The sequence below is a fragment of the Novosphingobium sp. BL-S-24 genome (assembly GCF_055521575.1).
Map to the genome: position 1 here is coordinate 447,298 of NZ_CM145488.1, position 26,437 is coordinate 473,734.

A 26,437-nucleotide genomic window follows, 5' to 3' on the forward strand; every position below is an offset into this window, starting at 1 on the left:
CCGCTGGAAGGTCGTCCGTCAGTTAATCGCCTCGCCAGTGATCGCCGTAGCCGGTTGGCGCGGCGAATAGGAGACCCGCGGCGGCCAAGCGCGCTTGCTCCTGACGACGATATGCGCCTCGGCCTGATTGAGCATCAGCAGCAGTCGCAGCGCCCGATAATGGTGTTCGGTGATGTCGCGGGCGTCGTAGCGGCGCATCAATATTCTTCCGCCAGCATGATCGTCATCACCCGCTTCGTTGTGGTAGGATCGGCCGGATCAGGATCGGTCTGACGGTTCCGATCGCGCGGGTAATAGTCAATCTTCCAGATGATCCGTTCGCCGCCTGCCGAGAGGGTCGCGCAATCATGTTCGCCATGCGGATCGTCATCGGCGGTGAACGCATCGAACAGGCGGACCGCCCGGATTACCTCGTCCTTGTTGGCGATCGGCAGAACGGCCACCCCGCGAGAGAGCAATATCCACCCGGCTTCGCCGGTGGCACGGATATGGTCATTGAGGCGGGCGATGGTCGCCCGCCTCGTTGCTTCCAGCATCACGCCGCCGCCTTCTTCGCCTTCGGCTTGAAGTTGGCCTTGCGCTCCGAGATGGCTGCCGTGAGCTGCGGGTCGAGCTCGCCGGCGTTGATCGCCTCGATGATCGAGCCGATGATCTCGGGCACTTCGTTGAGGTTCTGGACCTCGATCGCGTTCATGCCCTTGGCGAATTCCAGCGGCTTGCTGCCGTAGCGGAGCTGGAAAAACATCTTACCGCTGGCGTCGGCGAACCAGCCCTTCCGCACATGACGAGGGGCGTCCACGCGGACCTTCTCGCCCGCGTCGTTGGTGCGCGTCACGCGCCGGGTCGCGCTGAACGACGTGCCGGCAATTTCCGCCTCCGCCAGCGCCTTCTGCTCGGCGAGGTAGCGCAGCAGCTTCGTGCGGAAGCCATGTTCGGACGTGGCAGGGTTCACCGGGGCGGCAGCAGCAAGCTTGAGGGACTTAAGGATCGACATTCGCATCTCCTTTCTGGTTTCGGACAAATGCGAGCCGTAATGTCGTCGTTCGTGAGAGCGACCGAAGATTGGCGGGGAAAGTCAGAAATTCAGCCAAAAATAATTCCGCCACCATGACCACGGTTTTTGGTGCCGCTGGGGTTAGTGACGGAGTATCGCTGTTTCTGTCTATCGCTGGTTTCTTCGTGTCGCTGTTCGTATCGTCCGCCTCTTCGTCGTATTGCTCTGTCTTTGTCGCCTCCGATCTATATCATCTGGTGATATTCATCACTGCGGCCCACGATCGGTCCGCGTTGCGTGATGTATCGATGAACCGTAGAGCCTCGCGTGGCGGCAGCCCCCGACATTTATCGAGAGGGCGAGACTTCCTTTTGGCGGGGCAGGAGAAGGCGGTCGCTCGTCTCCGGCCTGAGTTCCTTCGTGATATAGTCGGCAACGCCCTCGGCGCCGTAAACGGTTTGAATATCGAGGTTGCCGCCCTTCACCAGACCTTCCCATATGCCATTGGCGATCAGGCAAAAGCGTAGCTTCTGGATTGCCGTCATCTTGAATAGTGCGTGGATGTGGATGTTGGCGTCAGGCTTTTCGACGGTCGCGATATAATCGGTTCGGTCGTTGGGTCGGCGCAGAAAGGCGCGGCCGATCAGCTTACGGTCCAAATGCCCGTGGAACTTCTCGAATATTGCCTGCGCTTCGTCCATGCTGATGCCACGGTTGAAGACGAAGGTGACGAACAGGTCGGGATCGAAATCGGTCATCCAGCGGATACATGCCGTTCGGTATATTTCGCCCTTCGTTGGGGGCTGTTGCGTGGCTTGCGCCATCTGTTCTCCTTGTGGCCGGGGATGTTAGCCGGCTCGTATTTTCTATTTATCACGCACGCCGACCGAACCCGTCCGCCGATAAATACGAGCGTTCCCGCAAACGGAGGCGCACGACATGATGCTCGACGATGTATTCCAGTTTCTGAAATCCGCCGGGCTGACGCCGACACATGCGGTCTTCTCGACCGAATATCTCGGCCACTCGCCTCGCTATTACGATTACCTTCGCTGCTCTCGCACAAAGCCCAGCCTGAAATCATTGCTCAAGCTCGCCATGCTCTTGCGCGATCTAGCCCAGACCGCTTCTTGCCCCGACGAGCAGGATGCCGCCGCCCTGCTGGCGCACCGGGTTATGGCACGCGCATTGACGCGTTGCAGATAATGGCAGAACTGACGACGCGAAGAGCGGCTATGGCGTGGCGGTGCTGTTCACCTTCCGCCGTCGAGGTTTGCTGGCGTCTGGCGTCAAGGCACCCAATCGACAAGGCTGAATTGTACCTCTTCGGAAGCGGGAGCCTTCCTGATCGAAATGCCGCGCACCTTGGCGATGTCGCTGACCACCTGCGTGATGTGATGTGTTGTGTTAAGCTGCCGCCACGTCGTCGAATTGCCGGGTTTGGCGGATGAGCTTTTCGCACCATTCGCGATAAACGCGTCGGCAATTGAGAACCCTTCACCGGCAAACGAACCGCTCTCAACAATCTCCTTGTAAACACCGTGCATCCGCTGCGCGTCTTTACCTTCTTTCACCGCGCGTTGGACGAGCCAGGCATCGGCCGTGGCGTAACGAATGTGTCGGATCGCCGGGGCGCCTCCTCCGCCGAAGGCCATCTTCGCGCAGTCCGCCGCGTAGTCGCCAAAAATCATATGCTCCGCCGTCGTCGGATCGAAGCGAACGGCTTCTCGCCATGCCAGCCACTCGTTGCGAGGCCAAACCTCAACGGTGCCGTCTTTGGCAGGATTAACTTCGGGGTAATGCGTTCCTTGGAAGATGATGTGCCGCCACTGGGCAATTTCTTGTAGGGTTTCCAGCGCCCCGCTGATGATCGGGGCGGCGATTGTTGGGTCGGACAGCTCCGCACCAGCGAAGTCCGCCACCACGGCGCAATCTGCTGCGCTCAAACCTAACGACGAAAGGATATTCAAAAGGGTCGCCCGTAACTCTGCCCCCACCAATTCATCGGACGAGACGCAAATCGCAAATTTGAGCGGGGATTGTGATGGGATGGAAGCCGTGAAAGCCGGAAGCTCCCTCTCGCCCAAGTCGGAAAGCTGCGCGATAGGAATGGCGATCCCACCGGCCGCCCAAGCCCGTTTGAACATGTTGGGCAACCATGCCGCGAGACGGTCGCGACCATATTCATCAATGATGTAAGTGGCGTCGATGAGCGCGGGGCGATCCCGCCAATGTGCCGCCAGCGCCACGCTGATGTCCGGCATTTCCGCCATTTCGATTAGCAGAGGCTCAGCGTCGTTCCGCTCCTTTTTAGGGGGAACGATGAAACGAGGCAGAACGCTATCTGCCACGTCCGGCGCCAATAGGCGGACACCTTCCAACTCGCCGGCTTTCATCCGAAGAGCACTACAATAGACCGGCCTATATGACGGGTTCATCGTTCACCTCGATAGCCTTGCCAAGGAGCTGCTTCCGAACGCGCCCTCGGCCAATCTTGTCAGAGAATATCTTGTAGTTCTGCCGCTCCATACGCAACCGGCCAAATATGATAGCGGGGGCTATCCCCAACTGTTTTGCCAGTCGCTCCACGGGTTCGGCAGTTTTGGCGATTCGAGCAGGCGACTTGATCCAAACAGCATCTGGGATGAGCATGTTCTGCGCGAAGCGGTTTGCTTCTTCCTCCATCTCGTCGATTTCGAGATGCTCGAAATCGTCGAAAAATCCGGACGCTAAGCCAGTGCGGTAATGCAGGATGACGTGACCCATCTCATGCATCAGCGTGAACCAAAAGTTGTCCACGGTGTCGAGCCGCAGGGTCAAGCCGATGACAGGGCGCTCATCTATCAAGAACGCGGCGCCATCGACCCGCATCCCCGCAATCTGAGGTTCTATGACTAGAATAATTCCCTGCTCAGAAAGCATATCCTTGGCTCGCGAGGGGCCATCGTCAAGGGCGCTAAGCTTAACAAGCTCGCTAAGCCAAGACATATTGAGAGGCCGATATTTCGGCTTTTTCCGTTGAATTTGCCGCAGCGCGTTCCGCGTAACCTGAGCCTTCCAAGCTAGCAGAAACCAGTCTTGCGTGAGATCGTGGACGTTCAACCCTGTCCGCAGCAGCGAAGGAGTTCCATATTCGCCCACATGTTCCGCGACGGTGCGACGTAGTTGGCTGATGCCGCTATCGTCGGACTGGTCTGCTTTGTCTAACCAGCCATTCTCCCGCGCGTGCTTAAGGACCTTTTGTAACTCGCTCGATGACATTTCATAAGACGGAAGCCACGGGTCTGGAACAGGCTGATCTATGTGGGCTGTAAGGCGGATGCCAAGCGTCCGCGCGACGCGCTGCAAACCGGAGAGGCTTATGCTTCGATACCGTTCAGCTTCGTATCGCTGAATTTGTTGCTCTGGCAGAAAGAGGCGGCGGGCCAATTCCTTCTGCTTCCATCCTTTTGCTACCCTAGCAGCGACCAGCAATGCTCCCAAATCGTTGCCAGCGCGCGCCTTAAGCCTCGCCACCTCGCCGCCCTGCGCGGCGCGATACGCTTCAAGGCTTTCGATCAGCTCATCCCGCTCCGCAATCAGGGAGCGCCGAACGCCATTAAGCACCTCCGGCGGCAGGCCAGCTACAATCTGTTTGAGAACTTGGTCGGAAGACAGAGCCTCGCCGATCTGCTCGATCAGGGCACTCACCTCGCGCTCTTGCCGCTCATTCGTGATAAGAAATGCACTCGCCATCGGGATCAGACTGTCACATCAGATATGATGTGTCAATGGATGTAGCTGCTCGCATGTCAACGGTTGAAGCGCGCGATCGACGCCTCTCTATGGTGGCGTTTGGGTTTACCCGCCCGAGACACCGCGCCGAGACACCCGGCCGCGTCTTGTTTCGGTTGACGCAGGGCTTCCGAGACACTTGGCGATGAGGGTCTGAACCCATCCGAGACAGGAGGTGCCATGATCGTCGGTTACGCGCGCGTCAGTTCCAGCAGCCAGAGCCTCGAAGTCCAACACGAGCAGCTTAAGGCGGCCGGTTGCGAGAAAATCTTTGCCGAGAAGCGCAGCGGGCGAACCGTTGAGGGACGTGATGCGCTGGCGGATGCTCTGGATTTCGTGCGCGAGGGTGATGTGCTGGCCGTGACCCGGCTCGATCGCCTCGCCCGGTCCGTGGTGGACCTTCACCGGCTCGTCGAGCGGCTGACGGCCAACGGCTGCGACTTCCGCGCCCTCCAGCAATCCGGCATCGACACCACGACCAGTACCGGCAAGCTCACGCTCTCGATCCTCGGCGCGGTGGCCGAGTTCGAAGCCGACATTCGCCGCGACCGCCAGCGCGACGGGATTGAGCGCGCCAAAGCTAGGGGCGTGTATCGCGGTCGCAAGCCCAGCATCGACACCGCTCGGATCGAAACGCTGATGGCGGCAGGGATGGCCCCTGCCGCCATTGCCCGCGAAATGGGCGTCGGTCGCGCCAGTGTCTATCGCCACATGAGCAAGGTCGACGCAACATAGGTCACCGCCGCATCGGCCTTCGACTATTCGCCGTCTCCCTCTATGGCCTTCCCGCCTCGGATTTTGGCGAAAGCGGCGCTCTGGCGGCGGACATGCGTGAGCGGGTCGGGATAGCGGAACATGGTCCGCAACGCTCGATAGGCCCTGATGATGTGATCGGGCGCACGCTCGCTCGACCAAGCACTCGGCATCTCCATGGTCGCGTTGGCGTCGTCAATGCCGCGCAGCAGGCTTTCGTGGTTGTGGTTGACCACAATTTCGTGCCCCAGCGCGTCCCAGCCCGCTTGCCGGGTGATCGCGGGCACGCACAAATCGCTGATCAGCAACCGCTCGGCGATCCGGCTGCTCGTAACTGGGAAAAGCGTGCGCCATTCCTGATGAACTGGATCGGCTGGCGGCCTCAAAATCGACATGACGAACGAGGTGGGTGAGATGTTCGGATAGCCATAAATCTTGCCGTTCGTCGCCAGATGCGACGGCGAACTGGTGTCGAAGGTAATGAGCAAATCATCGTCGCCCAGATGCTCGCGCAAGGCCTTCTGAAGCGCACTCAGCATGACTGCATGTGTCAGCGTGCCGACGCCGAGAAAGTGGAAGCGGTTGCGCTCGGGCGTCAACAATCCATCCGCCATCAGCCGCAGCATCATGCCCGTGATGTGAATATAGTCGGTTCGCATGGAGCCACCGAAAGCCCAGCCCTCGAACGGCTGGACCTTTACAGCGTCATACCACGCGACGGCATCCGCGCTCGTCTCGCCCTGAAGGACGGATAGGAACTTCACGTCTGACGAGCGATGGCGCGCGAAATAGCGGTTGTTATCCGCCGTGGTCGCCAAGGCGGCCGCGAAGGTGTCGAATGGGGGCGTTCCCGGCGTAATGACGCGGGTGGGCACGTCGAGCGTGATCGCCTCGTCGGCATTGGCTTCGAGGAAGCGCAACGCCCATGCGCGCGATGCGTCGCCCTGCCATTGTTTGGGGTCGCGCCCGAACTGAAGCCCGCCGCTATCGAACAGGATGGTGTTGCCGGGGCGCTTGGAGAAGGTGCCGACCGGCAGCGGCATAGTCCGCCCGATATACTGCCCTGCCGAGTGGAGCGCCCGGTCAGTGAAGAAGAACGGATTGCCGCGGTTCATGAAATCGAGATTGGACGGCGAAGCTACCCCGTCCGGCATTCCGTTAGGGCGAAGCTGGCCCGCGTTCCGATAAGGTGTCATGTGGCTCGATGCTTGGCCGGCAAAGAGATAGCGCGCGCGGTCTTTTCCGCGCGAAGCATAGTCGCGTGTCATGCGGGAATCCTCGTGTGAGAATCCCGCCCATCTGAAAAATCACATGGGCGGGAAAATTACATCAGGCGGCAGCCGCGGCCGGCGCGTCGCTCTTGGGCAGGCTCTGGACCCGCTCGCGTAGCGCGCGCGATCGGGTTGCCTGCTCACGGTTCGGTTCGAGCGTCTGGACGAAGACCCGATAGGTGGCCACCTCCGTCGCCGCCTCGATAAGCAAGAGACCGTTGGGATCGAGCCGCCATGTCAGTCCCGCCGTCATCGGCAAGGCCAGCAGCCCGACCATTGCTCGGCGCAGGTCATCGAGCATGACCTGAACCTTGGCGGCTCCCTGCGTATTGGCCTCGAACGGTGCAGCAGCGGCCTTGCCGTTGGCGAGGCTGATGCCCTTGCTCCCAACCGTGATCGTGACGGCGCGATCCTTCTGCTGCCTGAGCAGAACCTTCATGAAACTGCCGTCGAACGCGGTCACCGCCTCGGGCGACATGATTGCCGATGCTATGGGCGCGAATGCCGAGCTGGCCCGGTATGTCCAGACCGTGCCCATTTGACGCGGTTTGATAATGAAGTTGACTGGCTTGCCGTCGGCCTTGCTCGTGAAGGTCACGGTCTTGGTCTGCCCCGCAATCGTCACCGGCGCTGCGACGCCTTCTACCGGGTTCAGGCCGAACTGCGCGGCATCCGCCTCACCCACCAGACGTTCACTGACCCGGCGACGTGTGAAATTGTCGATGAAGCATTCGCCCTTCATCGTATAGCCGAGGTCGACAGACGGTATGATCTCAAGGATCAGGCCATCATCGCGGCGGGCGTGGGCGATGCTGAAACGGTCACGCTCGACCAGATACATGCCATAGGCCGGCAGCATGTCGTAGCTGTCGTTCGCCACGTCACCCTCAGGCACATCCTCGATGGGAATGTCGCTCATCTCGTCCGGCACGAACGCGGCACCCGCCAGCAGCATCGCGCGATAAAAGCGAAGATCAGCGGGCGCTGCCGTAAGCGGACATGGCGCGTAACCGGCCAAGCCGATGATCGTCGCCTTGTTCGCCGTCAGCGGGATCAACCGCAGCTTATCGCCCTCGTGCCGGAAGATCAGCACGCCCTCCTGACCGGAGGCGATTCCTGCCACCGCGTCGATTTCGAGGGCCGCGGGGTTGTCGAACATCTCGGCAACCTGCTCGTCGGGCGTTTTGACCGGGGCGTTATCGGCCTTCTTGCCGTCCACCTTCGCCGCGCGATTGGCCTCAAGGTAGTTCTTGGCGAGGCCGGAGATGCGGCCTTGCGCCTTGTACCAGTCCACGAACGTATCGTCGCTCAGATGATAGTGCTCGCCCTTCCGTGCGGTGAGGGTCGCCAGAGCGCGGGCGAGTTGCGACACTTCATGCTGGAGGGAGTCCCGGTCACCTTCGGCCGCCTCCTGAATGTTGATGTTCAGGAGCAATTGAGCGCCAAGATGCAGAACGAGTGTCGCCGCCAGGTGCTTGAAGCCTAAGCTCTCGGCATAGGCGTTGATCGACGCGACACCGTATTTCTGCACAAAACGATGCTGGTCGCGCAGCAGAAGCGCGCGACGGCGAACCACGTTGCCCTCCAATCGTGTCACGATACCGTGACGGTCTTGAAGGCGGCAGAGTTCCGCTTCGTCGGACGGGGTGAATGCGCGAGGCACTTCCGGGGCGACGGGATCACGCGCTACCAGGGCACGCCCATCGGTCGCGGCAGATGATTTCACAATTTCAGAATTTACCAACATTTCGACCTCATTCGTCGTCAGGCCGACCCAAACCGGGAAAATGCTCAATACGCTTCTGACACAGCTATGCCGTGTTTCCGTGTGCGTATTCGCGGGGTCGATCTGCCGACGAGCAAGGGATGCGACCGGAATCGCTTCGGCTCGTTGGACGGCGGCTCTTTATGAGCAGTCCATCTCGAAGGCAAGCGAATTTTCGCTCTCTTTTATTCGGAGTGTGCCCCTAGCCGGGGCGCGAACGGCAGCCCACCCAAGGTATCCGGCAAGGTCAGACAAAATGCATTTTGAACTTCGCAGCCATACCCCGCTCAGCAAAGGTTATCCAAATCCGTGACCGCGGTATCTTCCCCGGCCCTTGTTCAATTTCTCCGCCGGAAGTCACTGACCGTTCTGGGCACTTAGACAACCAGGCGTAGGCTTGCGTCTGCTTGAACGCTCCGGCGACCTTCTCAGCCGTGACCCGCCTGGTAGCTTTGGTAGCTTCCGACGGCGGCATTCCGGCTTTCAAGCCGCCAAAAAGGTTCCTCATGAACTCACCGCCAAGCTCAATCTCATCGATCGGGACGGCATAAAACCGAACGGGGTTATTGCTGTCCTGTTCGATCAGAAATTCCATTTGCCTCTCCGCTGTCTGGCTGAGTGCGCTCTGGGGCGGGAAGATAAAGGCTTGTTTAACATCAAAGCGTTGACCCATCGTGATGCAGGAGCTCTAGCGGATTTCCGAAGTCCAACCATATCTGCGCCATGTATTCTCCTGAGACAGAGCGCGCGCTAACCCAACCCGAACACGCGTTAGCGAGAAGCGTGTTCGGTGACGCGATCGATCTGGACCGCGTCCGCATCATCCGCCAGAAGTGGTTTCCGTTTCAGCCGCGCAAGGTGACGATGGCCCCACGCGGTGCGATTCACTTCCATCCGAAGGGCAGCGCCTATTGCGATTGCTTCGCGAGCAATACCGTCGGCTCCCAGGGACACCTGATCCACGAACTGGTCCACGTCTGGCAACACCAGCGTGGCATCAACCTGATCCTGCGCCGGCATCCTTTCTGCCGCTACAGCTACACCCTCAAACCGGGCTGGACGCTCGAACGCTACGGGATCGAGCAGCAAGCAGAAATCGTCCGCCACACATTCCTGCTCCGTCAGGGTTTCGTCGTTCCTGGCGCTCCGCCGCTTCCGACGCTTGAAAGCATTTTACCCTTCAAACCCGCGTAAATCTGCGGTTTTCGGCGGTGTGCGCTACTTTAGGCTATACAACCCATGTCTGGCAATGCCAACAAAAGGGACGTTTCTACCTGCCGCTGATGCGGCATCCCCTGTGCCGGTACGATTACACTTTGAGGCAGGGATGGACGCTGGATCAATATGGGTTGGAACAGCAGGCCGAGATCGTCCGCCATGTTTTTCTGCTGCGTCATGGCAGGCAAGTTCCAGGAGCGCGGCCCCTCGAACACTATAGAGGTGTTCTGCCCTTCACAGGGTCCCCGTAGGAAGTTACGAAAAAGGCGCGAACGATTGCCCATCCGCGCCTTTTAATCGATTACGCTGCGTGGGGAGCGATCAGCAGTCGCGATCCCAGTAACGATCGCCACGACGATCGTAGCGATAACAACCGCGATCGCCATCCTTGCGAACCTGCGAACCTGCGACTGCGCCAGCCGCTGCACCGATGGCAGCGCCAGTGCCTACGTCACCGCCAGCGATGGCTCCAACTGCGCCGCCAAGCGCGCCGCCTGCCAGCGCACCCTCACCGCCGTAATTGCTGGCACAGCCGGCGACGCTGAATGCACCGGCCATGAGAATGGGTAGAATTAGCTTGCGCATCGATGTTCTCCGAAAATCACCTTATGCAAAAGTGAACGGAGGTGACCGCAAGAGGTTCCTTGGCAATGAAACGACATAAAGGACAAAATGTCCCGCTTCGTCTCATTGCCATCGATGCGATCAGTCGGGCTTCTTGGCCACCGCCACCATCGCGGGGCGCAGCAGGCGGTCCTTGATCATGTATCCGGCCTGCAATTCCTGCACCACCGTGCCCGGCTCCGCATCGGCGGAGGGGACCTCGATCATCGCCTGATGCTGATTGGGATCGAGCGGCAGCCCCATCGCGGCGATCCGGCTGATGCCGTGGCTGGCGAAAACCTTGTCGATTTCCCGTCCGGTCGCTTCAAGACCGGCAACAAGGCCCTTCAGCTTTTCGTCGTCACGCAGGTCCGCCGGAATTGCCGACAGCGCTCGTGACAGGTTGTCCGAAACCGAAAGAATGTCTCGCGCGAATCCGGTTGCCGCATAGGCCCGTGTATCGGCGATGTCCTTTTCCAGCCGGCGGCGTACGTTCTGCGTTTCGGCGCGGGCGTACAGGACGTCCTGCTTAGCAGTCGCCAGATCTTCGCGCAGCTTGGCCACTTCGTCGTTCTCGCCCGCGTTATCGATGAAGTCTTCAGGCACGCCTTGCAGTTCTTCGGCCACGGCGGGGTCGTTAGTCGACTGCGTCTTGTCGTCGGTCATTTCGTGTTCTGTTCCAGCTATCCGATGAGCTTGCCCAGGCTCTGGGCGGTGAAGTCCACCATGGGCACTAAGCGCGCATAATTCAACCGCGTGGGGCCGATTACCCCCACCACGCCGACGACTCTTCCCTCCCGATCGCGATAGGGAGAGGCGATCACGGATGAGCCGGAAAGAGCGAACAACCGATTCTCCGACCCGATGAATATGCGGGTAGCCTGCGATTCGCGCGCCGTATCGAGAAGGTCCGCGACCGACTGCTTGTTTTCAAGGTCATCCAAAAGAGAACGAACACGCTCAAGATCGGTCAGCGCCGCTTCGTCGAGCAGGTTGGCCTGTCCGCGCACGATCAGAACCTTGCGCGCCATCGCATCCTGGCTCCACACGGCAAGCCCCCGCTCCACCAGCTCGCGGCTGGCGGCGTCCAGCGCCGAACGTCCCGATGAGATCTCCGCCCGCATCGCTAGTGCCGCTTCGGCCAGGGTGCGGCCACCCAGATGCGCGGAAATGTAGCTCGACGCCTCCTCCAGCGCGCCGGTAGGCAAGCCTTGAGGCAGCTCGACAATGCGATTTTCTACGCCGCCATCTTCGCCCACCAATACCGCCAGAGCCCTACCCGGGCCGAGCGGCACCAGCTGCAGGTGCATCAGACGAGGCTCGCGTCGGGGGACCATGACGATCCCGGCCCCTGAAGAAAGGCTGGAAAGCAACGCACTGGTCGCCTCCAGCGCCGCCTCGATCGGACCGGGGGCCGAAATACGGCTTTCGATCGCCTTGCGTTCTTCGATTGTAGGTTCGGCGACTTGCATGATGCCGTCCACGAACAGCCGCAATCCTGCATCGGTGGGTAATCGACCCGCGCTAGTATGCGGAGCCGCGAGCAGACCCAGCCCTTCCAGATCAGCAAGCACGGAGCGGATCGACGCGGAAGACAGGTTTACCCCGCCGGGCCCGGCCAGCGCCTTCGAGCCGACAGGGCTACCGGTGGTCAGATAGCCCTCCACCACAAGGCGGAAGATGTCTCTGGCCCGGGTGGTCAGTTCGGTGATCGGCGGCGTTGGCATCTCACTCCTCAATTTAGGCAATGCACTTGCAGCCTCAAGCCTTATGCGCCTAGGGGCGCTGCATAGTCCACGACAAGGAAATTTGCATGCGACCTTCAGGCCGTGCCCCCGACGAAATGCGCGCGATCGATATCCAGACCGGCTTTACCAAGCATGCCGAAGGGTCTGTGCTGATCTCTTTTGGTGACACCCGCGTGCTCGTCACCGCCTCGGTCGAGGAAAAGGTCCCTCCCTTCCTGCGCGGCAAGGGCGAAGGCTGGGTGACCGCTGAATACTCCATGCTGCCCCGCGCCACGCACACGCGTGGAAGCCGTGAAGCGGCCAAAGGCAAGCAATCCGGGCGCACGCAGGAAATCCAGCGCCTCATCGGCCGGTCCCTGCGCTCGGTGGTCGACATGAAGAAGCTGGGCGAACGCCAGATCGTGCTCGATTGCGACGTGATCCAAGCGGATGGCGGCACCCGCACCGCCTCGATTTCCGGCGCCTGGGTCGCGCTTCGCCTTGCCGTCGACAAGCTGATGGCCGAGGGCAAGATCAAGGACGATCCGATTCAGGCCCGCGTCGCGGCGGTATCGTGTGGCATCTGCAAAGGCACGCCGGTCCTCGACCTGGACTACATAGAAGACAGCGCTGCCGATGCTGACGCCAACTTCGTGCTGATCGAAGGCGGCAAGATCGCCGAGGCGCAGGCTACCGCCGAAGGCGCGACCTATGACGAGGAAGGCCTGCTGCGCCTTCTCCGCCTTGCCCGCATCGGCTGCGACGGCATCTTCGCCGCGCAGGCAAAGGCTGTCGGGCGCTAAGCGGCTCACAAATCCGGCGAAGGACATTCGATCGTGACACGCAAACTGGACGGCCAGCGGCTGGTCATCGCCACCCACAATGCAGGCAAGCTGCGCGAGATCGCGGCCCTGCTTTCGCCTTATGGGATAGAGTGTCTTTCCGCCGGCCAATTGGGCCTGCCAGAGCCAGAGGAAACCGGCACTACGTTTGCGCAGAATGCCCTTCTGAAGGCTCATGCCGCTGCGAAGGCTGCGCAGATCCCTGCCCTTGCCGACGACAGTGGCCTTTCGGTGTCGGCGCTGGGTGGAAAGCCGGGGGTTTACACCGCAGACTGGGCCGAACGCCAGTGGTTCGAAGGCGATCCCGGCCGCGACTGGTACATGGCGATGGGTAAAGTGGAAGGGCTGCTTGCGCAGCTGGGCCCTGACGCCGATCGTTCCTGCTGGTTCACGAGCGTACTTGCCATCGCATGGCCGGATGGGGACGAAGCTGTCTACGAAGGCCGGGTAAACGGCACCTTCGCATGGCCGCCGCGTGGGACGATGGGCTTCGGCTACGACCCGGCGTTCGTGCCGGAGGGCCGCGATATGACGTTCGCGGAACTACCTCTGGAAGACAAGCAGGCAATCAGCCATCGTGCCGATGCCTTCGCAAAACTGGTGGGGGACCAGTTCGGCTGACGGGTCAGCCCACCCGCTGACCGACGATATTGCCCATCGGTGCATAGCGGCAAACCAGCCAGTCGGCGCCTCCCCTGCTCGCCATCGCGCAACCCACTTCGCGGGTAGTTGGCCAAATGATCTGGGTGTAGTGGCTGACCCCCGACCAGGTGCCCCGACGCGCGATGGCGGGGAAGACCCCAGGCCGGAAATCGCGTCGCTCGTCGATGAAATGCCGCATCATTTCCTCAAGCGAGTACGCCCCCTGCGTTCCGCGCCACAGGTTTTCCCCCTGTCCCGGTCGTTCGACCGAATTTGAATGCTGGAACGATTCTGTTCGGGCCAGGCCACGAGCATAGCGGTCGGCCTGCTCGGCCAGATCGCGATTCCACGTAAGGGCGGGAAGGCGCAGGCGCGTGCGCTCGGCATTGTGCGAGGCGATAATCCTTTCCGCAAAGCCGGAGCGGTTGTCCGCCCGGGCGCCGTCCCACTCCTGACGGATAATGGGAGGAGAGGCGGCTGTCGCGCCAAGCGCGATCGTCAGCAACAGAAAGAGCCGTTTCATCGATCCTGACCTTGACTTCCAACCCTGAACCGCGCCTGAGAACGGCATGGCCCGCGCGCTTTATATCCATTGGCCCTTTTGTCTGGCCAAATGCCCTTACTGCGACTTCAACAGTCACGTCCGCGACAGTGTCGACCATGCTGCCTGGCAAGATGGTCTGCTGGCCGACATGCGCCACGAACACGCTGTCGCTGGGGGAGAGCCGCTCGATTCGATCTTCTTCGGCGGGGGCACGCCGTCGCTCATGCCCCCTGCCCTGGTAGCTCGTCTGCTGGATGAAGCGCAGGCGCTCTGGGGTTTTTCGCCCGGCATAGAGATCACGCTTGAGGGGAATCCCTCCTCTGTCGAAGCGGCGAATTACGCTGCGCTTGCCTCGGTCGGCATCAATCGCGTTTCGCTGGGCATTCAGGCGCTGGACGACCAGACCTTGCGTTTCCTCGGGCGCCTTCATGATGCGTCGGAAGGGCTGGCCGCGCTCGACGTGGCACAGGCCCATTTCGACCGCGTGAGCTTTGATCTCATCTACGCTCGGCCGGGGCAATCGCTGGGTGCGTGGCAGGCCGAGTTGAAACGGGCCTTGTCCTTCGGCACCGGCCACCTTTCGCTCTACCAGCTGACGATCGAGCCGGGCACCAAGTTCGAGACGATGGTGCGTAAAGGTGATTTCGTGCCCCTTGATGAAGACGCCTGCGCCGACATGTTTGCCCTGACTCGCGAGATGACGGCCAGCGCCGGGCTTCCTGCCTACGAGATCAGCAACCACGCCCGCCCCGGCGAGGAAAGCCGCCACAATCTGACCTATTGGCGCTATCAGGACTATTGCGGCATCGGCCCCGGAGCCCATGGTCGGCGAGGCGGCGTGGCGACGGTGCGACACCGCAAGCCGGAAAACTGGCTTAACGCCATCGCCGACACTCGTCATGGCATCGTTGAAGAACGACCGCTCGGGCTATCTGAACAGGCGAGCGAGGCGATGCTGATGGGCCTGCGCCTGCGCGACGGAGTGGACCTGTCGATCATGGCCGCGCGTTTCGTCCTTCCGACTGATCAGCTGTGCGATCCCGCCAAGGCCGACTTCTATTCACGCCAAGGGTTGGTGCGCCGGGATGGCTCATGGATTGGCGTGACGGAAGCGGGAATGTGCCTGCTCGACGGCTTGTTGAGCGAACTCGTCCCCGCCGCTTTGGTCGAGGCGCGGTGACAAAGGGTGATCTGATGGAGGCGTGGGGGCAGCATCTCGCGCAGGGCCGCCGCCGCAGTCCGCATACGGTTCGTGCGTATCTCGCTACCGCCTCTCGCCTACTCGATGCGGTGAAGGCCAGCGATTGGGCTTCCCTGGCTGCGCTGGACGCACCCGCCTTGCGCAATCACCTGGCAGCCCGGAGGCAGGATGGCATCGGCAACGTGTCCGCCGCGCGTGAGCTTTCTGCCTTGAAAGCCTTCCTCGTCTTTGCACGAGACAAAGCCGGAGTGGCGCAGGCGACGGCACCTAGAATGCGCGGACCGCGCATCAAGAAAGGGATACCCCGTCCGGTAACGCCCGACGAAGCGGTCAATCTCGCGGCGACTGTTGAGGAAGACGCCACCGCGCCCTGGATCGGCGCTCGCGATCGGGCGGTCCTGCTGCTGCTCTATGGTGCCGGGCTGCGTATCGCGGAAGCATTGTCACTGACCGGCGCTGCACTGCCGCTTGGCGAGACCTTGCTGGTGACTGGCAAGGGGGGGAAACAGCGCATGGTCCCGCTGCTCCCCATCGTGCATGCGGCAGTGGCTGACTGCGTCGCCAAATGCCCATGGCCGGTCGAACAAGCCGGACCATTGTTCCGCGGAGCCAAGGGTGGCCCGTTGGCGCAGGGCATGGTGCAAAAGGCGGTGGCAAGGGCACGCATCTCTCTGGGGCTGCCAGCGACGGCGACGCCCCACGCTCTTCGGCACAGCTTTGCAACTCATTTGCTTGGAGCGGGGGCAGACTTGCGATCGCTGCAGGAATTGCTGGGGCACGCTTCGCTCAGTTCGACGCAGATATATACGCGGGTCGACGCAGCCACGTTGCTGGACGTCTACCGCAACGCCCACCCGCGCGAAAGAGGCTGATTTACTGCGTTTTCTGCTCCCTTGGCCGCCATGTGGCGACCCTCCAGACGTAGCAGACCACCGCTATTACGCCCACTGCCAGAGTAGCATAGCCAAGCCACTTTTCGGCATCGGCCAGCGAATGGCCGAGCCAGCGTCCACCCATGATGAGGATAGCATTCCAGATCGCTGCACCCGCAGCGGTGAAGGCCAGGAACCGCATATGGCCCATGTGGGCCAGTCCGGCCGGGATCGAGATTACGGTGCGGAACATGGGCATGAAGCGAAACAGGAAGACGACCCAATGACCGTGCTTTCGCAAGAACCCGCCGGCGACTTCGACATCATGCCATTCCAGTGTCAGCCATCGGCCCCAGCGGTCGATGAACGGCTGTAGGCGCTCGTAACCCAGTCGGTCGGCCACCAGAAACAACACATAGTTGCCCAAGGCAGCACCGAGCGTACCCCAGAACAGCAGCGGCCAGAAATGCATGTCACCACGAGCGACGGCGATGCCGCCGAGCCCCATGATGACTTCGGAAGGGATCGGCGGGATGACGTTTTCCATCGCCATCAGGAACATGATGCCCAGATAGCCGCCCTGCCGAACGATTTCGTAAATCCATTCAGCCACGGACAGTCACCTCCACGATCACATAGAGGCGTGTCGCGCCTCTATTGCATCCCAGATGCGCGCGCCGGTGTCGGTGCCGTTGAACTGGTCGATCGCCACGATGCCGGTCGGCGAGGTCACATTGATTTCTGTCAGCCATTTCCCGCCAATCACGTCGATGCCGACAAAAACCAGCCCCCGCGCTTTCAGTTCCGGCCCAAGCGCCGCGCAGATTTCTTCTTCGGCTGAAGTGAGTTCGCTGGCTTCCGCCGATCCGCCGACCGCGAGATTGGAGCGGAACTCGCCCGCACCGGGCTTGCGATTGATGGCACCGGCAAATTCGCCGTCCACCAGAACGATGCGCTTGTCGCCTTCGGAGACGTCAGGAAGGAAGGGCTGAACCATGAAGGGTTCGACCCACGCGTTCTCAAACATCTCGATCAGCGCACCGAGATTAGATCCATCGGCGGGCACCCGGAACACGGCCTTGCCGCCGTTGCCATGCAAAGGCTTGATGACAAGGTCGCCGGGATGGCGCTGGCCGAACGCCTTCACATCCTCGATCCGGCGGGCGATGAGCGTCGGCGGCATGAAGCGCGCGTAATCCAGCACGAAAACCTTCTCCGGCGCGTTGCGTACCGACGCCGGATCGTTGACGACCAGCGTATGACCGGCCAGACGCTCCAGCAGGTGGGTAGCGGTGATGTAGCCAAGATCGAACGGCGGGTCCTGGCGCATCAGGACGACATCGATGTCGTCCACCAGATCGATGAGGCGATACTCACCGCGTTCGAAATGTGCGCCTTCCACGCGTTTGACGGTGACCGGCGCACCCCAGCAGGTCAGCCTTCCATTCGCGCCATGTGCAGTATCGTAAGCGAGCGTGCGGACGTCGTAATGGAACAAGGTATGCCCCCGCGCCTGCGCCGCGAGCATCAGGGCGAAGGACGAATCCCCGCCGATCTTGATGCTCTCGAGGGGGTCCATCTGAACGGCGACGCGTAAGGTCATGGCAGTGATCAGCCTTTGCGAAAGGGGCAGGTCTTTTGTGGTCGGCGGCGGACTTAGCCGCATCGCGCCAAAGGTGCGACGAAAATTGCGGGTTTCAAGTCGCGATCAACCTCAGCTCAACGGTTGCCACGCGTTCCTGACCCGGCGGGGCCATGTGCCCGGTGCGATCAGGATCACGTCGATGCGCAGGTCATCGCCCGGACGACCGTATTTGTGCGCGACGAGCTCGGCAGCGTCGGCCACGCGGCGCAGGCGATAGGCATCGATGGCAAATTCCAGCTCCTTTGCCGATCGCCGCCATTTGACTTCGACCGCGCAGAGCGTTCGCCCCTTCCTCGCGACGAGGTCCACTTCACCACGACGGGTCTTGACCCGGCTAGCCAGCACGCGCCATCCGGTCAGCCAAAGATAGAGTGCAGCGATCCTCTCCCCTCGTCTTCCATCCCGCTCAGCCTTGATGCGCCTGTCGCTCATTTCAACTCCATGGCGCGGGCGTAAAGAGTCTTGCGGTCCAGGCCGGTAGCCTTGGCGACTTTCGCTGCCGCCTGCGATGCCTTCGCTTCGGAAAGCGCCGCCACCAGCAAGGCATCCACATCGAATTCCTCGATCGATCGCTCGCCGGGGGGAGCGATCAGCAGGACGATCTCGCCCTTGGGTGGATGCTCCGCGTAGTGTGCAGCGAGTTCGGCCGGAGCACCACTGCGGCATTCCTCGAACTTCTTGGTCAGTTCGCGCGCCACGGCCACCTCCCGTCCCGGCAGTACGGCGGCAATCGCGGCCAGCGCCGCATCGAGCCTTGGAGCCGTCTCGTAGAAGATCAGCGTGGCGGGAACGCCGGCCAACGCCGCCAGCGTATCCTCGCGCGCCTTGGTCTTGTTCGGCAGGAAACCGGCGAACAGAAACCGGTCATTGGGAAGCCCCGATAGCGTCATCGCCACGACAGCTGCATTCGGTCCGGGCAGGCTTGTCACGGCAATACCCCGCTCCCGTGCAATGCGGACCAGCCGATACCCCGGGTCAGAGATCAGCGGCGTCCCGGCATCGCTTACCAACGCTACTGCCTCGGCTTCCATCAAAGCGAGCAGTCGGTCGCGATCGCCTTCCCCCGCGTGATCGTCGTAGCGGATGAGCCGTTGCTTTATCCCCAGATGATGCAGCAGCTTTCCTGTGATACGCGTGTCCTCGCAGGCGACCGCCGCCACGCTTCGCAGCGTTTCAACGGCGCGCAAGGTTATGTCGCCCAGGTTGCCAATGGGGGTTGCGACTATGTACAGGCCCGGCGAAAGAGTATTTTCCATCCAGAAGACTCATGGCCATAGACCAAGGGAGCGGCAAGCTATGTTCGACAAATGGGGGATCGCCCGCCTCAACAGGCGCAATCTTCTTACCGCTGCGGCAATGGCGGCACTCGCCGGATGTACCGTCGTGCCCAAGGCGCCGATGCCCAGCGCCCCGCCTGCTCCCAAGCCAGTGCCGTCGCAAAGCGAACTCCCGACCGATACCAATCGTCACAGCGTGGCGCTGCTGGTTCCGATTTCGGGCACGAACGCCGGGGTGGGCCAGGCGATCGCCAATGCGGCCAACATGGCGCTCATGGATACCGGCGCCAAGAACCTGCGCGTCACCACGTACGACACCTCGCTCAACGCGGCAGAGGCGGCTCGCCGCGCAGTGAGTGATGGCAATCAGTTGATCCTGGGCCCTCTGCTGGCGAACGACATTCCTGCAGTCTCGGGCATAGCCAAGGCCGCGAAAGTGCCGGTGATCTCGTTCTCCAATGACGCGAAGGCCGCGAACCGCGATGTCTTCATCATGGGCAACCTGCCGGGCCAGTCCGTGACTCGAACCGTGGAATATGCGCGTGACAATGGCGTATCGACGTTCGCTGCGCTGGTGCCCAAGGGCGATTATGGCGACCGCACCAGCAGCGCGCTTCTAGCGGCCGTTCGCGAAGGCGGCGGATCGGTAGTAGCACTCGAACCCTATGATCGCAGCTCGGCCTCGATCGCTTCGGCGGCGCAGCGGGTAAAGACCAAGGGCGGCTTCGATGCCCTCCTCATTGCCGATAGCGGCAGCCTGTCCGCCCGCGCGGCCATCGCGTTCAAGGGAGCGGGACGATCGGCTAATAACGGTTCGGGCGTTCGCATCCTTGGCACCGAACTGTGGAGCGGGGAACGCGATCTGACCACCACGCCAGCGCTCGCGGGGGCGTGGTTCTCGACCGTATCGGATCTGCGCTTCGGCCAGTTCGCCAAAAGCTATCGCGCACGGTTCGGCGCCCAGCCTTTCCGCATTGCGACACTTGGATATGACGCCGTGCTACTGACGCTTCGCGTCGCGCGGGACTGGAAGGTCGGGACCCGCTTTCCTGCCGATACCCTGCGGGATACCAAGGCATTTCCCGGCGGATTCCTGGGCGTTGACGGTGCTTTCCGTTTCACCCGTGCCGGTCTGGTCGAGCGATCGCTCGAAGTGCGTGAAGTACAGCCCGGAGCGGTGAAGGTCGTCAGCCCCGCCCCTGCCAAATTCGAAGACTGATCTCAGATTGGTGGACGGCCGGGGCGGCGTCATGCGACTGCCCCGGCCGTTCCGCGCAAGAGCGGAACAAAAAGCGAAGAAAACTCTGTCGGCGGCTTGATTGCCGATTCAGCTGGGCCCTATAGTCCGGCCCATGGCCGACGATCTTTTTGACAAGCTACCCACTGCCGCTGGCGAATCATACGATGGCTCCGCGATCGAGGTGCTGGAGGGGCTTGAGCCTGTCCGTCGCCGCCCCGGCATGTATATCGGCGGCACGGACGAGCGGGCGCTCCATCACTTGGCTGCCGAAGTCCTCGACAATGCGATGGACGAAGCCGTCGCTGGCCATGCCAACCGCATCGAAGTCACGCTGGAAGAGGAAGAGGGCACGCCCGGCCGCCTCACCATCACTGACAACGGGCGCGGCATCCCGGTGGACGAACATCCCAAGTTTCTCGGCAAGTCGGCGCTCGAAGTCATCCTGTCCACGCTTCATTCGGGCGGCAAGTTCTCCGGCAAGGCATACGCCACCTCGGGCGGTTTGCATGGCGTGGGCATCTCCGTTGTCAACGCGCTGTCGGTGAAGACGCGCGTGGAGGTCGCCCGCAACAAGGAGCTCTACGCGCAGGAGTTTTCGCGCGGTGTGACGCTCGGCCCTATTCAGCGCGTGGGCGCGGCCCCCAACCGGCGCGGCACGGCTGTGACGTTTACCCCGGATACTGAGATATTCGGCGACCAGAAGTTCAAGCCCGCGCGACTGTTCAAGCTCGTTCGATCGAAGGCGTATCTGTTCGCGGGGGTCGAAATCCGCTGGAAATGCGCGCCGTCTCTGGCGGTCGATGGTGTGCCGGCCGAAGCGACGTTTCAGTTCCCCGGTGGTCTGGCGGATCACCTCGCCGAGCAGATCGGCTCGCGCGAATGCGTCACCAGCCAGTCCTTTTCCGGGTCGCAGGATTTCCCCAAGGGCGATGACGGATCGGAACAGGGCAGAGTGGAATGGGCTATCGCCTGGCCGCTATACTCTGACGGCGCCTACTCCTGGTACTGCAACACCATTCCGACCCCGGACGGCGGCACTCATGAACAGGGCCTGCGCGGTGCCCTGACGAAGGGCATCCGCGCATTTGCCGATCTGGTGGGTCAGGCCAAGAAGGCAAAGGACATCACACCGGACGACGTCATCACCGGCAGCGAGGTGATGCTTTCGGTCTTTATCCGCGACCCCCAGTTCCAGAGCCAGACCAAGGACCGCCTCACCAGCCCGGAAGCGGCGCGAATGGTGGAAGCGGCGGTTCGGGATCATTTCGACCATTTCCTGACCGACAACCTCGATCGCGGCAAGGCGCTGCTGGGCGCGGTGATGGAGCGGATGGACGACCGCCTGCGCCGCAAGGCGGAGCGCGAGGTCAAACGCAAGACGGCGACCAATGCCCGCAAGTTGCGCCTGCCGGGCAAGCTGACGGACTGCTCCGGCGAAGGCAGCGGCGAAACCGAGCTTTTCATCGTCGAAGGCGATTCGGCAGGTGGCTCGGCCAAGCAGGCGCGCGATCGCAAGACACAGGCCATCCTCCCGATCCGGGGCAAGATCCTGAACGTCGCCAGCGCCACGGCTGACAAGATCCGCGCTAATTCGGAAATCGCCGACCTCGGCCTTGCCCTTGGATGCGGCACGCGCAAGGACTGCAACGCCGACAACCTTCGGTACGACCGCGTCGTCATCATGACCGACGCTGACGTCGACGGCGCGCACATCGCCACGCTGTTGATGACCTTCTTCTTTCAGGAAATGCCCGACATTGTTCGCCGCGGGCATCTCTATCTGGCGCAGCCGCCGCTGTACCGCCTGACGTCCGGCTCGACGTCCGCCTACGCGCGTGACGATGCACACCGAGCGGAGCTGGAAAAGACGACGTTCAAGAACAAGAAAGTCGATGTCGGCCGCTTCAAGGGTCTGGGTGAGATGAACCCGCAGCAATTGCGGGAAACCACGATGAACCCGAAGTCCCGGTCCCTCATCCGTATCACCCTGCCCCCAGAATATGAAGATCGCGCGGCAGTGAAGGATCTTGTCGACCGGCTCATGGGCCGCAATCCCGAACACCGCTTCCAGTTCATCCAGAATCGTGCGGGCGAGATCGATCCCGAGCTTATCGATGCATGATGACCGGCGGGCCGCCTGATTGTGGGTCGCTTGGTCGTCGCGTCACTGTGGGCTTTGATGGTGATAATGCTTGCAGGGCTTCCCGGCACTGTGTGGGCTAATGATGACAGCGCGGTACTGAAAACGCGGGCCGCCGAAGTCGTTACTGTCCTGAAAGGACAGCGTGACGCTGCATCCATCTTTGATCAGCACTTTCTCACAGATGTAAGCGCAGATCAGCTGCGGAAGCTGACGGCGACGTTGGTAGAGCAAGGCGGCGATCTTCAGGGCTTAACTGATTTTCGCATGGAAGGCCCGGGCGCGGCGACCTTCATACTCCGCTTTGCGCAGGCAAGCGCCCCGGCACGCGTAGAACTGAGCCCTGTTGCCCCCCGCAAGGTTTCAGGCTTCCGCATCTTTGCACTGACCCCGAACGATGACAGTTTCGCGCAGATCGATGCGGCGTTCTCGGCGCTCCCCGGCACGGCAGGATACGCCATACACCGGTTGGGCGATGGGAAAAAACAGCTGGTTCACGGCCAAGCCACCCAAACACCGTTCGCGATCGGGTCCGCGTTCAAACTCTATGTTCTGGCGGCGCTGGCACGGCAGATTGAGGAAGGGCATCGAAGCTGGCGTGATGTCGTTCCAGTCGCAGGAAAGTCATTCCCCGGCGGCGTAGTGCATGATTTTCCAGACGGCAGCCCGGTGACGCTGCACACGCTGGCCAGCCTGATGATCTCGATCAGCGATAATACCGCCACTGACATTCTGGTGCGGTTGCTGGGGCAGGATGCGCTCGCCGCCGAAGTCGCGCGATCCGGCCATTCCCGTCCTGAACGGCTGACGCCGATGATGACGACCGCACAGTTTCTCGCGCTGAAGAGCAAGGATACCGCCACGCAGCGCGCCTACGCTGCTGCACCGCCTCTCCGACGCGCCGATATTCTCGTGGATTTGGATTTGTCGGGCGTCGCCTCTGCCTCGCCCGGCGCGGTTCTTGGTCACACGCCCGTTGCAATAGACCAGATCGAGTGGTTCGCTTCGCCGGACGATCTCGCCGGCATCGTCGATGACATCCGCCGTATCGGCAGCCGGGAAGCTTTGGACATTCTCGCCACCAACAAGGCGATGAATACGGTCATGGCGAAACTATGGGCCTACGTCGGATACAAGGGGGGCTCTGAAGCCGGCGTGATAAACATGACTTGGCTTTTACAAGACAAGAAAGGCGATTGGAGCGTCCTGAGTGGAAGCTGGAATAATCCTTCGGCACCTTTGGACGACCAGCGCTTCGAATTGCTGATGACAAGGCTCGCTGCGTTGGCTGCTTCTCGCTGACTCGAAGCCACACGGAACGATCTTGCCTTGCTGCGCTGCAACACATAGGCTTGCGCAAACAGATAAAGCGGACAGGATGACTGATGCAGCGTTTTGAAGGCACTCGTGATTACGTAGCCACCGATGATTTAAAAGTCGCGGTCAACGCTGCGGTGCTCCTTCGCCGACCGTTGCTGGTCAAGGGCGAGCCGGGCACCGGCAAGACGGTACTGGCCGAACAGATCGCCTCCGCGCTGAATGCGCCGCTGATCACCTGGAACGTGAAGTCCACTACCAAGGCGCATCAGGGGCTATATGAATATGACGCCGTGGCCCGGTTGCGTGATGGACAGCTTGGCGACGAACGGGTCCACGATATCTCCAACTATATCCGCAAGGGCAAGCTGTGGGAGGCGTTCACTGCGCCCCAGCTTCCCGTCCTGCTGATCGACGAGATCGACAAGGCAGACATCGAATTTCCGAACGATCTGCTGGCGGAACTCGATCGCATGGCGTTCGACGTCTATGAGACGGGCGAGCACATCGCCGCCGTCGAACGGCCGATCGTCGTCATCACTTCCAACAACGAGAAGGACCTGCCCGACGCGTTCCTGCGCCGCTGCTTCTTCCACTACATCAAGTTTCCCGATCGCGAGACGATGGAGGCCATCGTCGATGTCCATTTTCCCGACATCCAGAAAACGCTGGTCCGCAAGGCAATGGAAATTTTCTACGAGTTGCGTGAAGTGCCGGGCCTCAAGAAAAAGCCGTCCACCAGCGAATTGCTTGATTGGCTCAAGCTGCTGATGAACGAGGATATGCCGCTGGACGTCCTTCAGAACCGCGATCCGGGCAAAGCGATCCCGCCCCTGCATGGCGCGCTGCTGAAGAACGAGCAGGATGTCATGATGTTCGAGCGCTTAGCGTTCATGTCTCGGCGAGGCAGCTGATATGTCGGCGCCATATTCCGGGCAATGCAACTGCGGCGCGGTGACCCTGACGATTACGGCAGAGCCGGTGACCACCCGGCAATGCTGGTGCCGACAGTGCCAACGCATCGCTGCTGGAGGGGCGACCAACAACGCCATTTTCCCGACGGACACGGTGACCGTAACGGGTGCTCGGTCCGAGCACGTGTACATCGCGGCGAGCGGCAACGCGCTCACGCAGGAATTTTGTTTTGCATGTGGCACCCCGATCCTTGGCCGATCAAGCGCGCGGCCGCAGTTTCGCACTGTCCGCCTTGGCGCGCTGGACGAAGGCCATGGACTTCGGCCGGAGATGGCGATCTGGACGGACGAAGCCCCGGAATGGGCAATGATCGCACCCGATCTTGCACACTGGCCGCAGCAACCTCCGCCGCCCGGCGCAGCCGACAAGTTATGATGGGCAAAGCGCCGGCATGTTTCTGAATTTCATCGACGAGCTTCGTGCCGCCGGTATCCAGGCGTCGCTGAAGGAGCACCTCGTGCTGCTCGAGGCGCTGGACCGGGATGTCATCGATCGCACTCCCGAAGCCTTCTATTATCTCAGCCGTGCCACATTCGTTAAGGACGAAGGACTGCTCGACCGGTTTGATCAGGTCTTCCAGAAAGTCTTCAAGGGGATCCTCAGCGACTATGGGCAGCAACCCGTGGACATCCCGGAGGACTGGCTGAAGAAACTGGCGGAACGGTATTTCTCCGAAGAGGAGATGGAAAAGGTCAAGTCTCTCGGTTCCTGGGACGAGATCATGGAGACGCTGAAAAAGCGTCTGGAAGAACAGCAGAAGCGCCATCAGGGCGGCAACAAGTGGATCGGGACCAACGGCACCTCCCCGTTCGGCCATTCAGGGTATAACCCGGAAGGCGTGCGGATCGGTGGCGAAAGTCAGCACCGGCGCGCGGTGAAAGTATGGGAGAAGCGCGAGTTCGCCAACCTCGACAACACACGCGAACTGGGCACCCGCAACATCAAGGTGGCGCTGCGCCGTCTGCGCCGGTTTGCGCGTGAAGGCGCGGCGGAAGAGCTCGATCTGGACGAGACGATCCGTGGCACGGCGAAGCAGGGCTGGCTGGACGTCGTCATGCGACCGGAGCGGCACAACGCTGTAAAAGTGCTGCTTTTCCTCGACGTGGGGGGATCGATGGATCCCTTTATCAAGTTGGTGGAGGAATTGTTCAGCGCCGCGACCGGCGAATTCAAGAACATGGAGTTCTTCTACTTCCACAACTGCCTTTATGAAGGTGTTTGGAAAGACAACAGCCGTCGATGGTCGCAGCGGACGAGTACCTGGGATCTGCTTCACAAGTATGGTCATGACTACAAGGTCATCTTCGTTGGTGATGCGGCGATGAGCCCTTACGAGATCAGCCACCCCGGCGGCTCGGTCGAACACATGAACGAGGAAGCAGGCGCGGTCTGGATGCAGCGCGTCGTGCAGACGTACCCGGCCACCGTATGGCTGAATCCGACCCCGAAACGGCAGTGGGGATACTCGGGATCGACCAGGATGATCCGCGAAATTATCGGCGATGCGATGTATCCATTGACGCTTGACGGTCTGGACAAGGCAATGCGCGAATTAACGCGTAAGAAGGGCTGACCAAATGTGCCTAACTGGATGTCAGGTCCTGGCTATGGCGAGCGGCGGGGTGATGATCACCCCG

General features: G+C 61.3%; 31 protein-coding genes. 13 read left to right on the plus strand and 18 right to left on the minus strand.

The window, feature by feature from the left end:
* Positions 1-18: 18 nt before the first annotated feature.
* The 4 genes from ACZ1JM_RS07270 to ACZ1JM_RS07285 all read right to left on the minus strand — a co-directional run bounded on the left by ACZ1JM_RS07270 (position 19) and on the right by ACZ1JM_RS07285 (position 1,818).
* Positions 19-198 (minus strand): hypothetical protein, encoded by a 180-nt coding sequence (locus ACZ1JM_RS07270; protein ID WP_465134169.1) that lies wholly within the window; start codon positions 196-198, stop codon positions 19-21.
* A complete protein-coding gene (locus tag ACZ1JM_RS07275) occupies positions 198-536 on the minus strand; it encodes a DUF3768 domain-containing protein (RefSeq protein WP_465135006.1) in 339 nt (112 codons plus the stop codon). The genes ACZ1JM_RS07270 and ACZ1JM_RS07275 overlap by 1 nt, the downstream gene beginning before the upstream one ends.
* A complete protein-coding gene (locus ACZ1JM_RS07280) occupies positions 536-994 on the minus strand; it encodes a hypothetical protein (protein ID WP_465134170.1) in 459 nt (152 codons plus the stop codon). The genes ACZ1JM_RS07275 and ACZ1JM_RS07280 overlap by 1 nt, the downstream gene beginning before the upstream one ends.
* Before the next feature lie 347 nt (positions 995-1,341).
* A complete protein-coding gene (locus tag ACZ1JM_RS07285) occupies positions 1,342-1,818 on the minus strand; it encodes a hypothetical protein (RefSeq protein ID WP_465134171.1) in 477 nt (158 codons plus the stop codon).
* A gap of 115 nt (positions 1,819-1,933) precedes the next feature.
* Between ACZ1JM_RS07285 and ACZ1JM_RS07290 the strand changes: the two genes are divergently transcribed.
* Positions 1,934-2,200, plus strand: a complete 267-nt coding sequence (locus ACZ1JM_RS07290; RefSeq protein WP_465134172.1) for a DUF6626 family protein — start codon at positions 1,934-1,936, stop codon at positions 2,198-2,200.
* An 83-nt stretch (positions 2,201-2,283) separates the two neighbouring features.
* On the opposite strand, the gene ACZ1JM_RS07295 is transcribed toward ACZ1JM_RS07290, so the two are convergent.
* Both ACZ1JM_RS07295 and ACZ1JM_RS07300 read right to left on the minus strand, forming a co-directional pair.
* Positions 2,284-3,390 carry a beta family protein gene (locus tag ACZ1JM_RS07295; protein ID WP_465134173.1) on the minus strand — a complete coding sequence of 369 codons (1,107 nt, stop codon included), beginning with the start codon at positions 3,388-3,390 and terminating at the stop codon, positions 2,284-2,286.
* 25 nt (positions 3,391-3,415) lie between these two features.
* Complete coding sequence (locus tag ACZ1JM_RS07300; protein WP_465134174.1) at positions 3,416-4,729, minus strand: ImmA/IrrE family metallo-endopeptidase; 1,314 nt, start codon at positions 4,727-4,729, stop codon at positions 3,416-3,418.
* Positions 4,730-4,948: 219 nt separating this feature from the next.
* Here ACZ1JM_RS07300 and ACZ1JM_RS07305 point away from each other — a divergent pair, with 219 nt between their 5' ends.
* Positions 4,949-5,503 (plus strand): recombinase family protein, encoded by a 555-nt coding sequence (locus tag ACZ1JM_RS07305; protein WP_465134175.1) that lies wholly within the window; start codon positions 4,949-4,951, stop codon positions 5,501-5,503.
* A 23-nt stretch (positions 5,504-5,526) separates the two neighbouring features.
* Here ACZ1JM_RS07305 and ACZ1JM_RS07310 read toward each other — a convergent pair whose 3' ends face one another.
* From ACZ1JM_RS07310 to ACZ1JM_RS07320, 3 genes are all read right to left on the minus strand, one after another.
* Entirely contained in the window at positions 5,527-6,789 is a 1,263-nt protein-coding gene (locus tag ACZ1JM_RS07310) for a hypothetical protein (protein WP_465134176.1), read from the minus strand.
* Between the two features lie 61 nt (positions 6,790-6,850).
* Positions 6,851-8,518, minus strand: coding sequence for a hypothetical protein (locus ACZ1JM_RS07315; RefSeq protein WP_465134177.1), 1,668 nt, complete (start codon positions 8,516-8,518; stop codon positions 6,851-6,853).
* 286 nt (positions 8,519-8,804) lie between these two features.
* Positions 8,805-9,152, minus strand: a complete 348-nt coding sequence (locus tag ACZ1JM_RS07320) for a hypothetical protein (protein WP_465134178.1) — start codon at positions 9,150-9,152, stop codon at positions 8,805-8,807.
* A gap of 128 nt (positions 9,153-9,280) precedes the next feature.
* On the opposite strand from ACZ1JM_RS07320, the gene ACZ1JM_RS07325 reads away from it, so the two are divergent.
* Positions 9,281-9,751 carry a vgr related protein gene (locus tag ACZ1JM_RS07325; RefSeq protein ID WP_465134179.1) on the plus strand — a complete coding sequence of 157 codons (471 nt, stop codon included), beginning with the start codon at positions 9,281-9,283 and terminating at the stop codon, positions 9,749-9,751.
* A gap of 29 nt (positions 9,752-9,780) precedes the next feature.
* Here ACZ1JM_RS07325 and ACZ1JM_RS07330 read toward each other — a convergent pair whose 3' ends face one another.
* From ACZ1JM_RS07330 to hrcA, 4 genes are all read right to left on the minus strand, one after another.
* Entirely contained in the window at positions 9,781-9,954 is a 174-nt protein-coding gene (locus ACZ1JM_RS07330) for a hypothetical protein (RefSeq protein WP_465134180.1), read from the minus strand.
* 142 nt (positions 9,955-10,096) lie between these two features.
* Complete coding sequence (locus ACZ1JM_RS07335; RefSeq protein WP_465134181.1) at positions 10,097-10,360, minus strand: glycine zipper domain-containing protein; 264 nt, start codon at positions 10,358-10,360, stop codon at positions 10,097-10,099.
* Positions 10,361-10,480: 120 nt separating this feature from the next.
* The gene (gene grpE, locus ACZ1JM_RS07340) at positions 10,481-11,044 is read right to left on the minus strand and encodes a nucleotide exchange factor GrpE (RefSeq protein WP_465134182.1); all 564 of its coding nucleotides are present in this window, start codon (positions 11,042-11,044) and stop codon (positions 10,481-10,483) included.
* 17 nt (positions 11,045-11,061) lie between these two features.
* Entirely contained in the window at positions 11,062-12,105 is a 1,044-nt protein-coding gene (hrcA, locus tag ACZ1JM_RS07345; protein ID WP_465134183.1) for a heat-inducible transcriptional repressor HrcA, read from the minus strand.
* A gap of 86 nt (positions 12,106-12,191) precedes the next feature.
* On the opposite strand from hrcA, the gene rph reads away from it, so the two are divergent.
* On the plus strand, positions 12,192-12,908 hold the full coding sequence (gene rph, locus ACZ1JM_RS07350; RefSeq protein ID WP_465134184.1) for a ribonuclease PH: 717 nt from the start codon (positions 12,192-12,194) through the stop codon (positions 12,906-12,908).
* 33 nt (positions 12,909-12,941) lie between these two features.
* A complete protein-coding gene (rdgB, locus tag ACZ1JM_RS07355; RefSeq protein WP_465134185.1) occupies positions 12,942-13,568 on the plus strand; it encodes an RdgB/HAM1 family non-canonical purine NTP pyrophosphatase in 627 nt (208 codons plus the stop codon).
* A gap of 4 nt (positions 13,569-13,572) precedes the next feature.
* Here rdgB and ACZ1JM_RS07360 read toward each other — a convergent pair whose 3' ends face one another.
* Positions 13,573-14,112 (minus strand): CAP domain-containing protein, encoded by a 540-nt coding sequence (locus ACZ1JM_RS07360; protein WP_465134186.1) that lies wholly within the window; start codon positions 14,110-14,112, stop codon positions 13,573-13,575.
* 46 nt (positions 14,113-14,158) lie between these two features.
* Between ACZ1JM_RS07360 and hemW the strand changes: the two genes are divergently transcribed.
* Both hemW and ACZ1JM_RS07370 read left to right on the plus strand, forming a co-directional pair.
* The gene (gene hemW / locus ACZ1JM_RS07365; RefSeq protein ID WP_465134187.1) at positions 14,159-15,313 is read left to right on the plus strand and encodes a radical SAM family heme chaperone HemW; all 1,155 of its coding nucleotides are present in this window, start codon (positions 14,159-14,161) and stop codon (positions 15,311-15,313) included.
* Positions 15,314-15,327: 14 nt separating this feature from the next.
* Positions 15,328-16,206: a tyrosine recombinase XerC gene (locus ACZ1JM_RS07370; protein ID WP_465135007.1), complete on the plus strand. Its 879-nt coding sequence runs from the start codon at positions 15,328-15,330 to the stop codon at positions 16,204-16,206.
* 1 nt (position 16,207) lies between these two features.
* On the opposite strand, the gene ACZ1JM_RS07375 is transcribed toward ACZ1JM_RS07370, so the two are convergent.
* The 4 genes from ACZ1JM_RS07375 to rsmI all read right to left on the minus strand — a co-directional run bounded on the left by ACZ1JM_RS07375 (position 16,208) and on the right by rsmI (position 19,107).
* Complete coding sequence (locus ACZ1JM_RS07375; RefSeq protein ID WP_465134188.1) at positions 16,208-16,819, minus strand: DedA family protein; 612 nt, start codon at positions 16,817-16,819, stop codon at positions 16,208-16,210.
* Between the two features lie 18 nt (positions 16,820-16,837).
* Entirely contained in the window at positions 16,838-17,809 is a 972-nt protein-coding gene (gene gshB, locus ACZ1JM_RS07380; protein ID WP_465134189.1) for a glutathione synthase, read from the minus strand.
* Positions 17,810-17,920: 111 nt separating this feature from the next.
* Positions 17,921-18,283, minus strand: coding sequence for a YraN family protein (locus tag ACZ1JM_RS07385; protein ID WP_465134190.1), 363 nt, complete (start codon positions 18,281-18,283; stop codon positions 17,921-17,923).
* Positions 18,280-19,107 (minus strand): 16S rRNA (cytidine(1402)-2'-O)-methyltransferase, encoded by an 828-nt coding sequence (gene rsmI / locus ACZ1JM_RS07390; protein ID WP_465134191.1) that lies wholly within the window; start codon positions 19,105-19,107, stop codon positions 18,280-18,282. Before rsmI ends, ACZ1JM_RS07385 begins: the two co-directional genes overlap by 4 nt.
* A 40-nt stretch (positions 19,108-19,147) precedes the next feature.
* Here rsmI and ACZ1JM_RS07395 point away from each other — a divergent pair, with 40 nt between their 5' ends.
* The 6 genes from ACZ1JM_RS07395 (at position 19,148) to ACZ1JM_RS07420 (ending at position 26,373) form a co-directional block, all read left to right on the plus strand.
* The gene (locus tag ACZ1JM_RS07395; protein WP_465134192.1) at positions 19,148-20,347 is read left to right on the plus strand and encodes a penicillin-binding protein activator; all 1,200 of its coding nucleotides are present in this window, start codon (positions 19,148-19,150) and stop codon (positions 20,345-20,347) included.
* Between the two features lie 133 nt (positions 20,348-20,480).
* Entirely contained in the window at positions 20,481-22,490 is a 2,010-nt protein-coding gene (parE, locus tag ACZ1JM_RS07400) for a DNA topoisomerase IV subunit B (RefSeq protein WP_465134193.1), read from the plus strand.
* Positions 22,491-22,556: 66 nt separating this feature from the next.
* The gene (locus ACZ1JM_RS07405; protein ID WP_465134194.1) at positions 22,557-23,810 is read left to right on the plus strand and encodes a serine hydrolase; all 1,254 of its coding nucleotides are present in this window, start codon (positions 22,557-22,559) and stop codon (positions 23,808-23,810) included.
* An 83-nt stretch (positions 23,811-23,893) separates the two neighbouring features.
* Complete coding sequence (locus tag ACZ1JM_RS07410) at positions 23,894-24,739, plus strand: AAA family ATPase (protein WP_465134195.1); 846 nt, start codon at positions 23,894-23,896, stop codon at positions 24,737-24,739.
* Between the two features lie 40 nt (positions 24,740-24,779).
* The gene (locus tag ACZ1JM_RS07415) at positions 24,780-25,175 is read left to right on the plus strand and encodes a GFA family protein (RefSeq protein WP_465134196.1); all 396 of its coding nucleotides are present in this window, start codon (positions 24,780-24,782) and stop codon (positions 25,173-25,175) included.
* A gap of 16 nt (positions 25,176-25,191) precedes the next feature.
* A complete protein-coding gene (locus tag ACZ1JM_RS07420) occupies positions 25,192-26,373 on the plus strand; it encodes a vWA domain-containing protein (RefSeq protein WP_465134197.1) in 1,182 nt (393 codons plus the stop codon).
* Positions 26,374-26,437: the final 64 nt, after the last annotated feature.

Excerpts from the sequence above, each read along its gene's own strand:
- ACZ1JM_RS07330 (WP_465134180.1), bottom strand. The coding sequence starts at position 9,954 with ATGACGCAGCAGAAAAACATGGCGGACGATCTCGGCCTGCTGTTCCAA.
- ACZ1JM_RS07280 (WP_465134170.1), bottom strand. The coding sequence starts at position 994 with ATGTCGATCCTTAAGTCCCTCAAGCTTGCTGCTGCCGCCCCGGTGAAC.
- ACZ1JM_RS07370 (WP_465135007.1), top strand. The coding sequence starts at position 15,328 with ATGGAGGCGTGGGGGCAGCATCTCGCGCAGGGCCGCCGCCGCAGTCCG.
- ACZ1JM_RS07405 (WP_465134194.1), top strand. The coding sequence starts at position 22,557 with ATGCTTGCAGGGCTTCCCGGCACTGTGTGGGCTAATGATGACAGCGCG.
- rsmI (WP_465134191.1), bottom strand. The coding sequence starts at position 19,107 with ATGGAAAATACTCTTTCGCCGGGCCTGTACATAGTCGCAACCCCCATT.
- ACZ1JM_RS07285 (WP_465134171.1), bottom strand. The coding sequence starts at position 1,818 with ATGGCGCAAGCCACGCAACAGCCCCCAACGAAGGGCGAAATATACCGA.
- rph (WP_465134184.1), top strand. The coding sequence starts at position 12,192 with ATGCGACCTTCAGGCCGTGCCCCCGACGAAATGCGCGCGATCGATATC.
- ACZ1JM_RS07270 (WP_465134169.1), bottom strand. The coding sequence starts at position 198 with ATGCGCCGCTACGACGCCCGCGACATCACCGAACACCATTATCGGGCG.
- ACZ1JM_RS07385 (WP_465134190.1), bottom strand. The coding sequence starts at position 18,283 with ATGAGCGACAGGCGCATCAAGGCTGAGCGGGATGGAAGACGAGGGGAG.
- ACZ1JM_RS07395 (WP_465134192.1), top strand. The coding sequence starts at position 19,148 with ATGTTCGACAAATGGGGGATCGCCCGCCTCAACAGGCGCAATCTTCTT.
- ACZ1JM_RS07360 (WP_465134186.1), bottom strand. The coding sequence starts at position 14,112 with ATGAAACGGCTCTTTCTGTTGCTGACGATCGCGCTTGGCGCGACAGCC.
- ACZ1JM_RS07310 (WP_465134176.1), bottom strand. The coding sequence starts at position 6,789 with ATGACACGCGACTATGCTTCGCGCGGAAAAGACCGCGCGCGCTATCTC.
- ACZ1JM_RS07300 (WP_465134174.1), bottom strand. The coding sequence starts at position 4,729 with ATGGCGAGTGCATTTCTTATCACGAATGAGCGGCAAGAGCGCGAGGTG.
- ACZ1JM_RS07410 (WP_465134195.1), top strand. The coding sequence starts at position 23,894 with ATGCAGCGTTTTGAAGGCACTCGTGATTACGTAGCCACCGATGATTTA.
- ACZ1JM_RS07325 (WP_465134179.1), top strand. The coding sequence starts at position 9,281 with ATGTATTCTCCTGAGACAGAGCGCGCGCTAACCCAACCCGAACACGCG.
- ACZ1JM_RS07320 (WP_465134178.1), bottom strand. The coding sequence starts at position 9,152 with ATGGAATTTCTGATCGAACAGGACAGCAATAACCCCGTTCGGTTTTAT.
- ACZ1JM_RS07335 (WP_465134181.1), bottom strand. The coding sequence starts at position 10,360 with ATGCGCAAGCTAATTCTACCCATTCTCATGGCCGGTGCATTCAGCGTC.
- ACZ1JM_RS07305 (WP_465134175.1), top strand. The coding sequence starts at position 4,949 with ATGATCGTCGGTTACGCGCGCGTCAGTTCCAGCAGCCAGAGCCTCGAA.
- parE (WP_465134193.1), top strand. The coding sequence starts at position 20,481 with ATGGCCGACGATCTTTTTGACAAGCTACCCACTGCCGCTGGCGAATCA.
- ACZ1JM_RS07295 (WP_465134173.1), bottom strand. The coding sequence starts at position 3,390 with ATGAAAGCCGGCGAGTTGGAAGGTGTCCGCCTATTGGCGCCGGACGTG.
- ACZ1JM_RS07420 (WP_465134197.1), top strand. The coding sequence starts at position 25,192 with ATGTTTCTGAATTTCATCGACGAGCTTCGTGCCGCCGGTATCCAGGCG.
- grpE (WP_465134182.1), bottom strand. The coding sequence starts at position 11,044 with ATGACCGACGACAAGACGCAGTCGACTAACGACCCCGCCGTGGCCGAA.
- hemW (WP_465134187.1), top strand. The coding sequence starts at position 14,159 with ATGGCCCGCGCGCTTTATATCCATTGGCCCTTTTGTCTGGCCAAATGC.
- hrcA (WP_465134183.1), bottom strand. The coding sequence starts at position 12,105 with ATGCCAACGCCGCCGATCACCGAACTGACCACCCGGGCCAGAGACATC.
- ACZ1JM_RS07275 (WP_465135006.1), bottom strand. The coding sequence starts at position 536 with ATGCTGGAAGCAACGAGGCGGGCGACCATCGCCCGCCTCAATGACCAT.
- ACZ1JM_RS07290 (WP_465134172.1), top strand. The coding sequence starts at position 1,934 with ATGATGCTCGACGATGTATTCCAGTTTCTGAAATCCGCCGGGCTGACG.
- gshB (WP_465134189.1), bottom strand. The coding sequence starts at position 17,809 with ATGACCTTACGCGTCGCCGTTCAGATGGACCCCCTCGAGAGCATCAAG.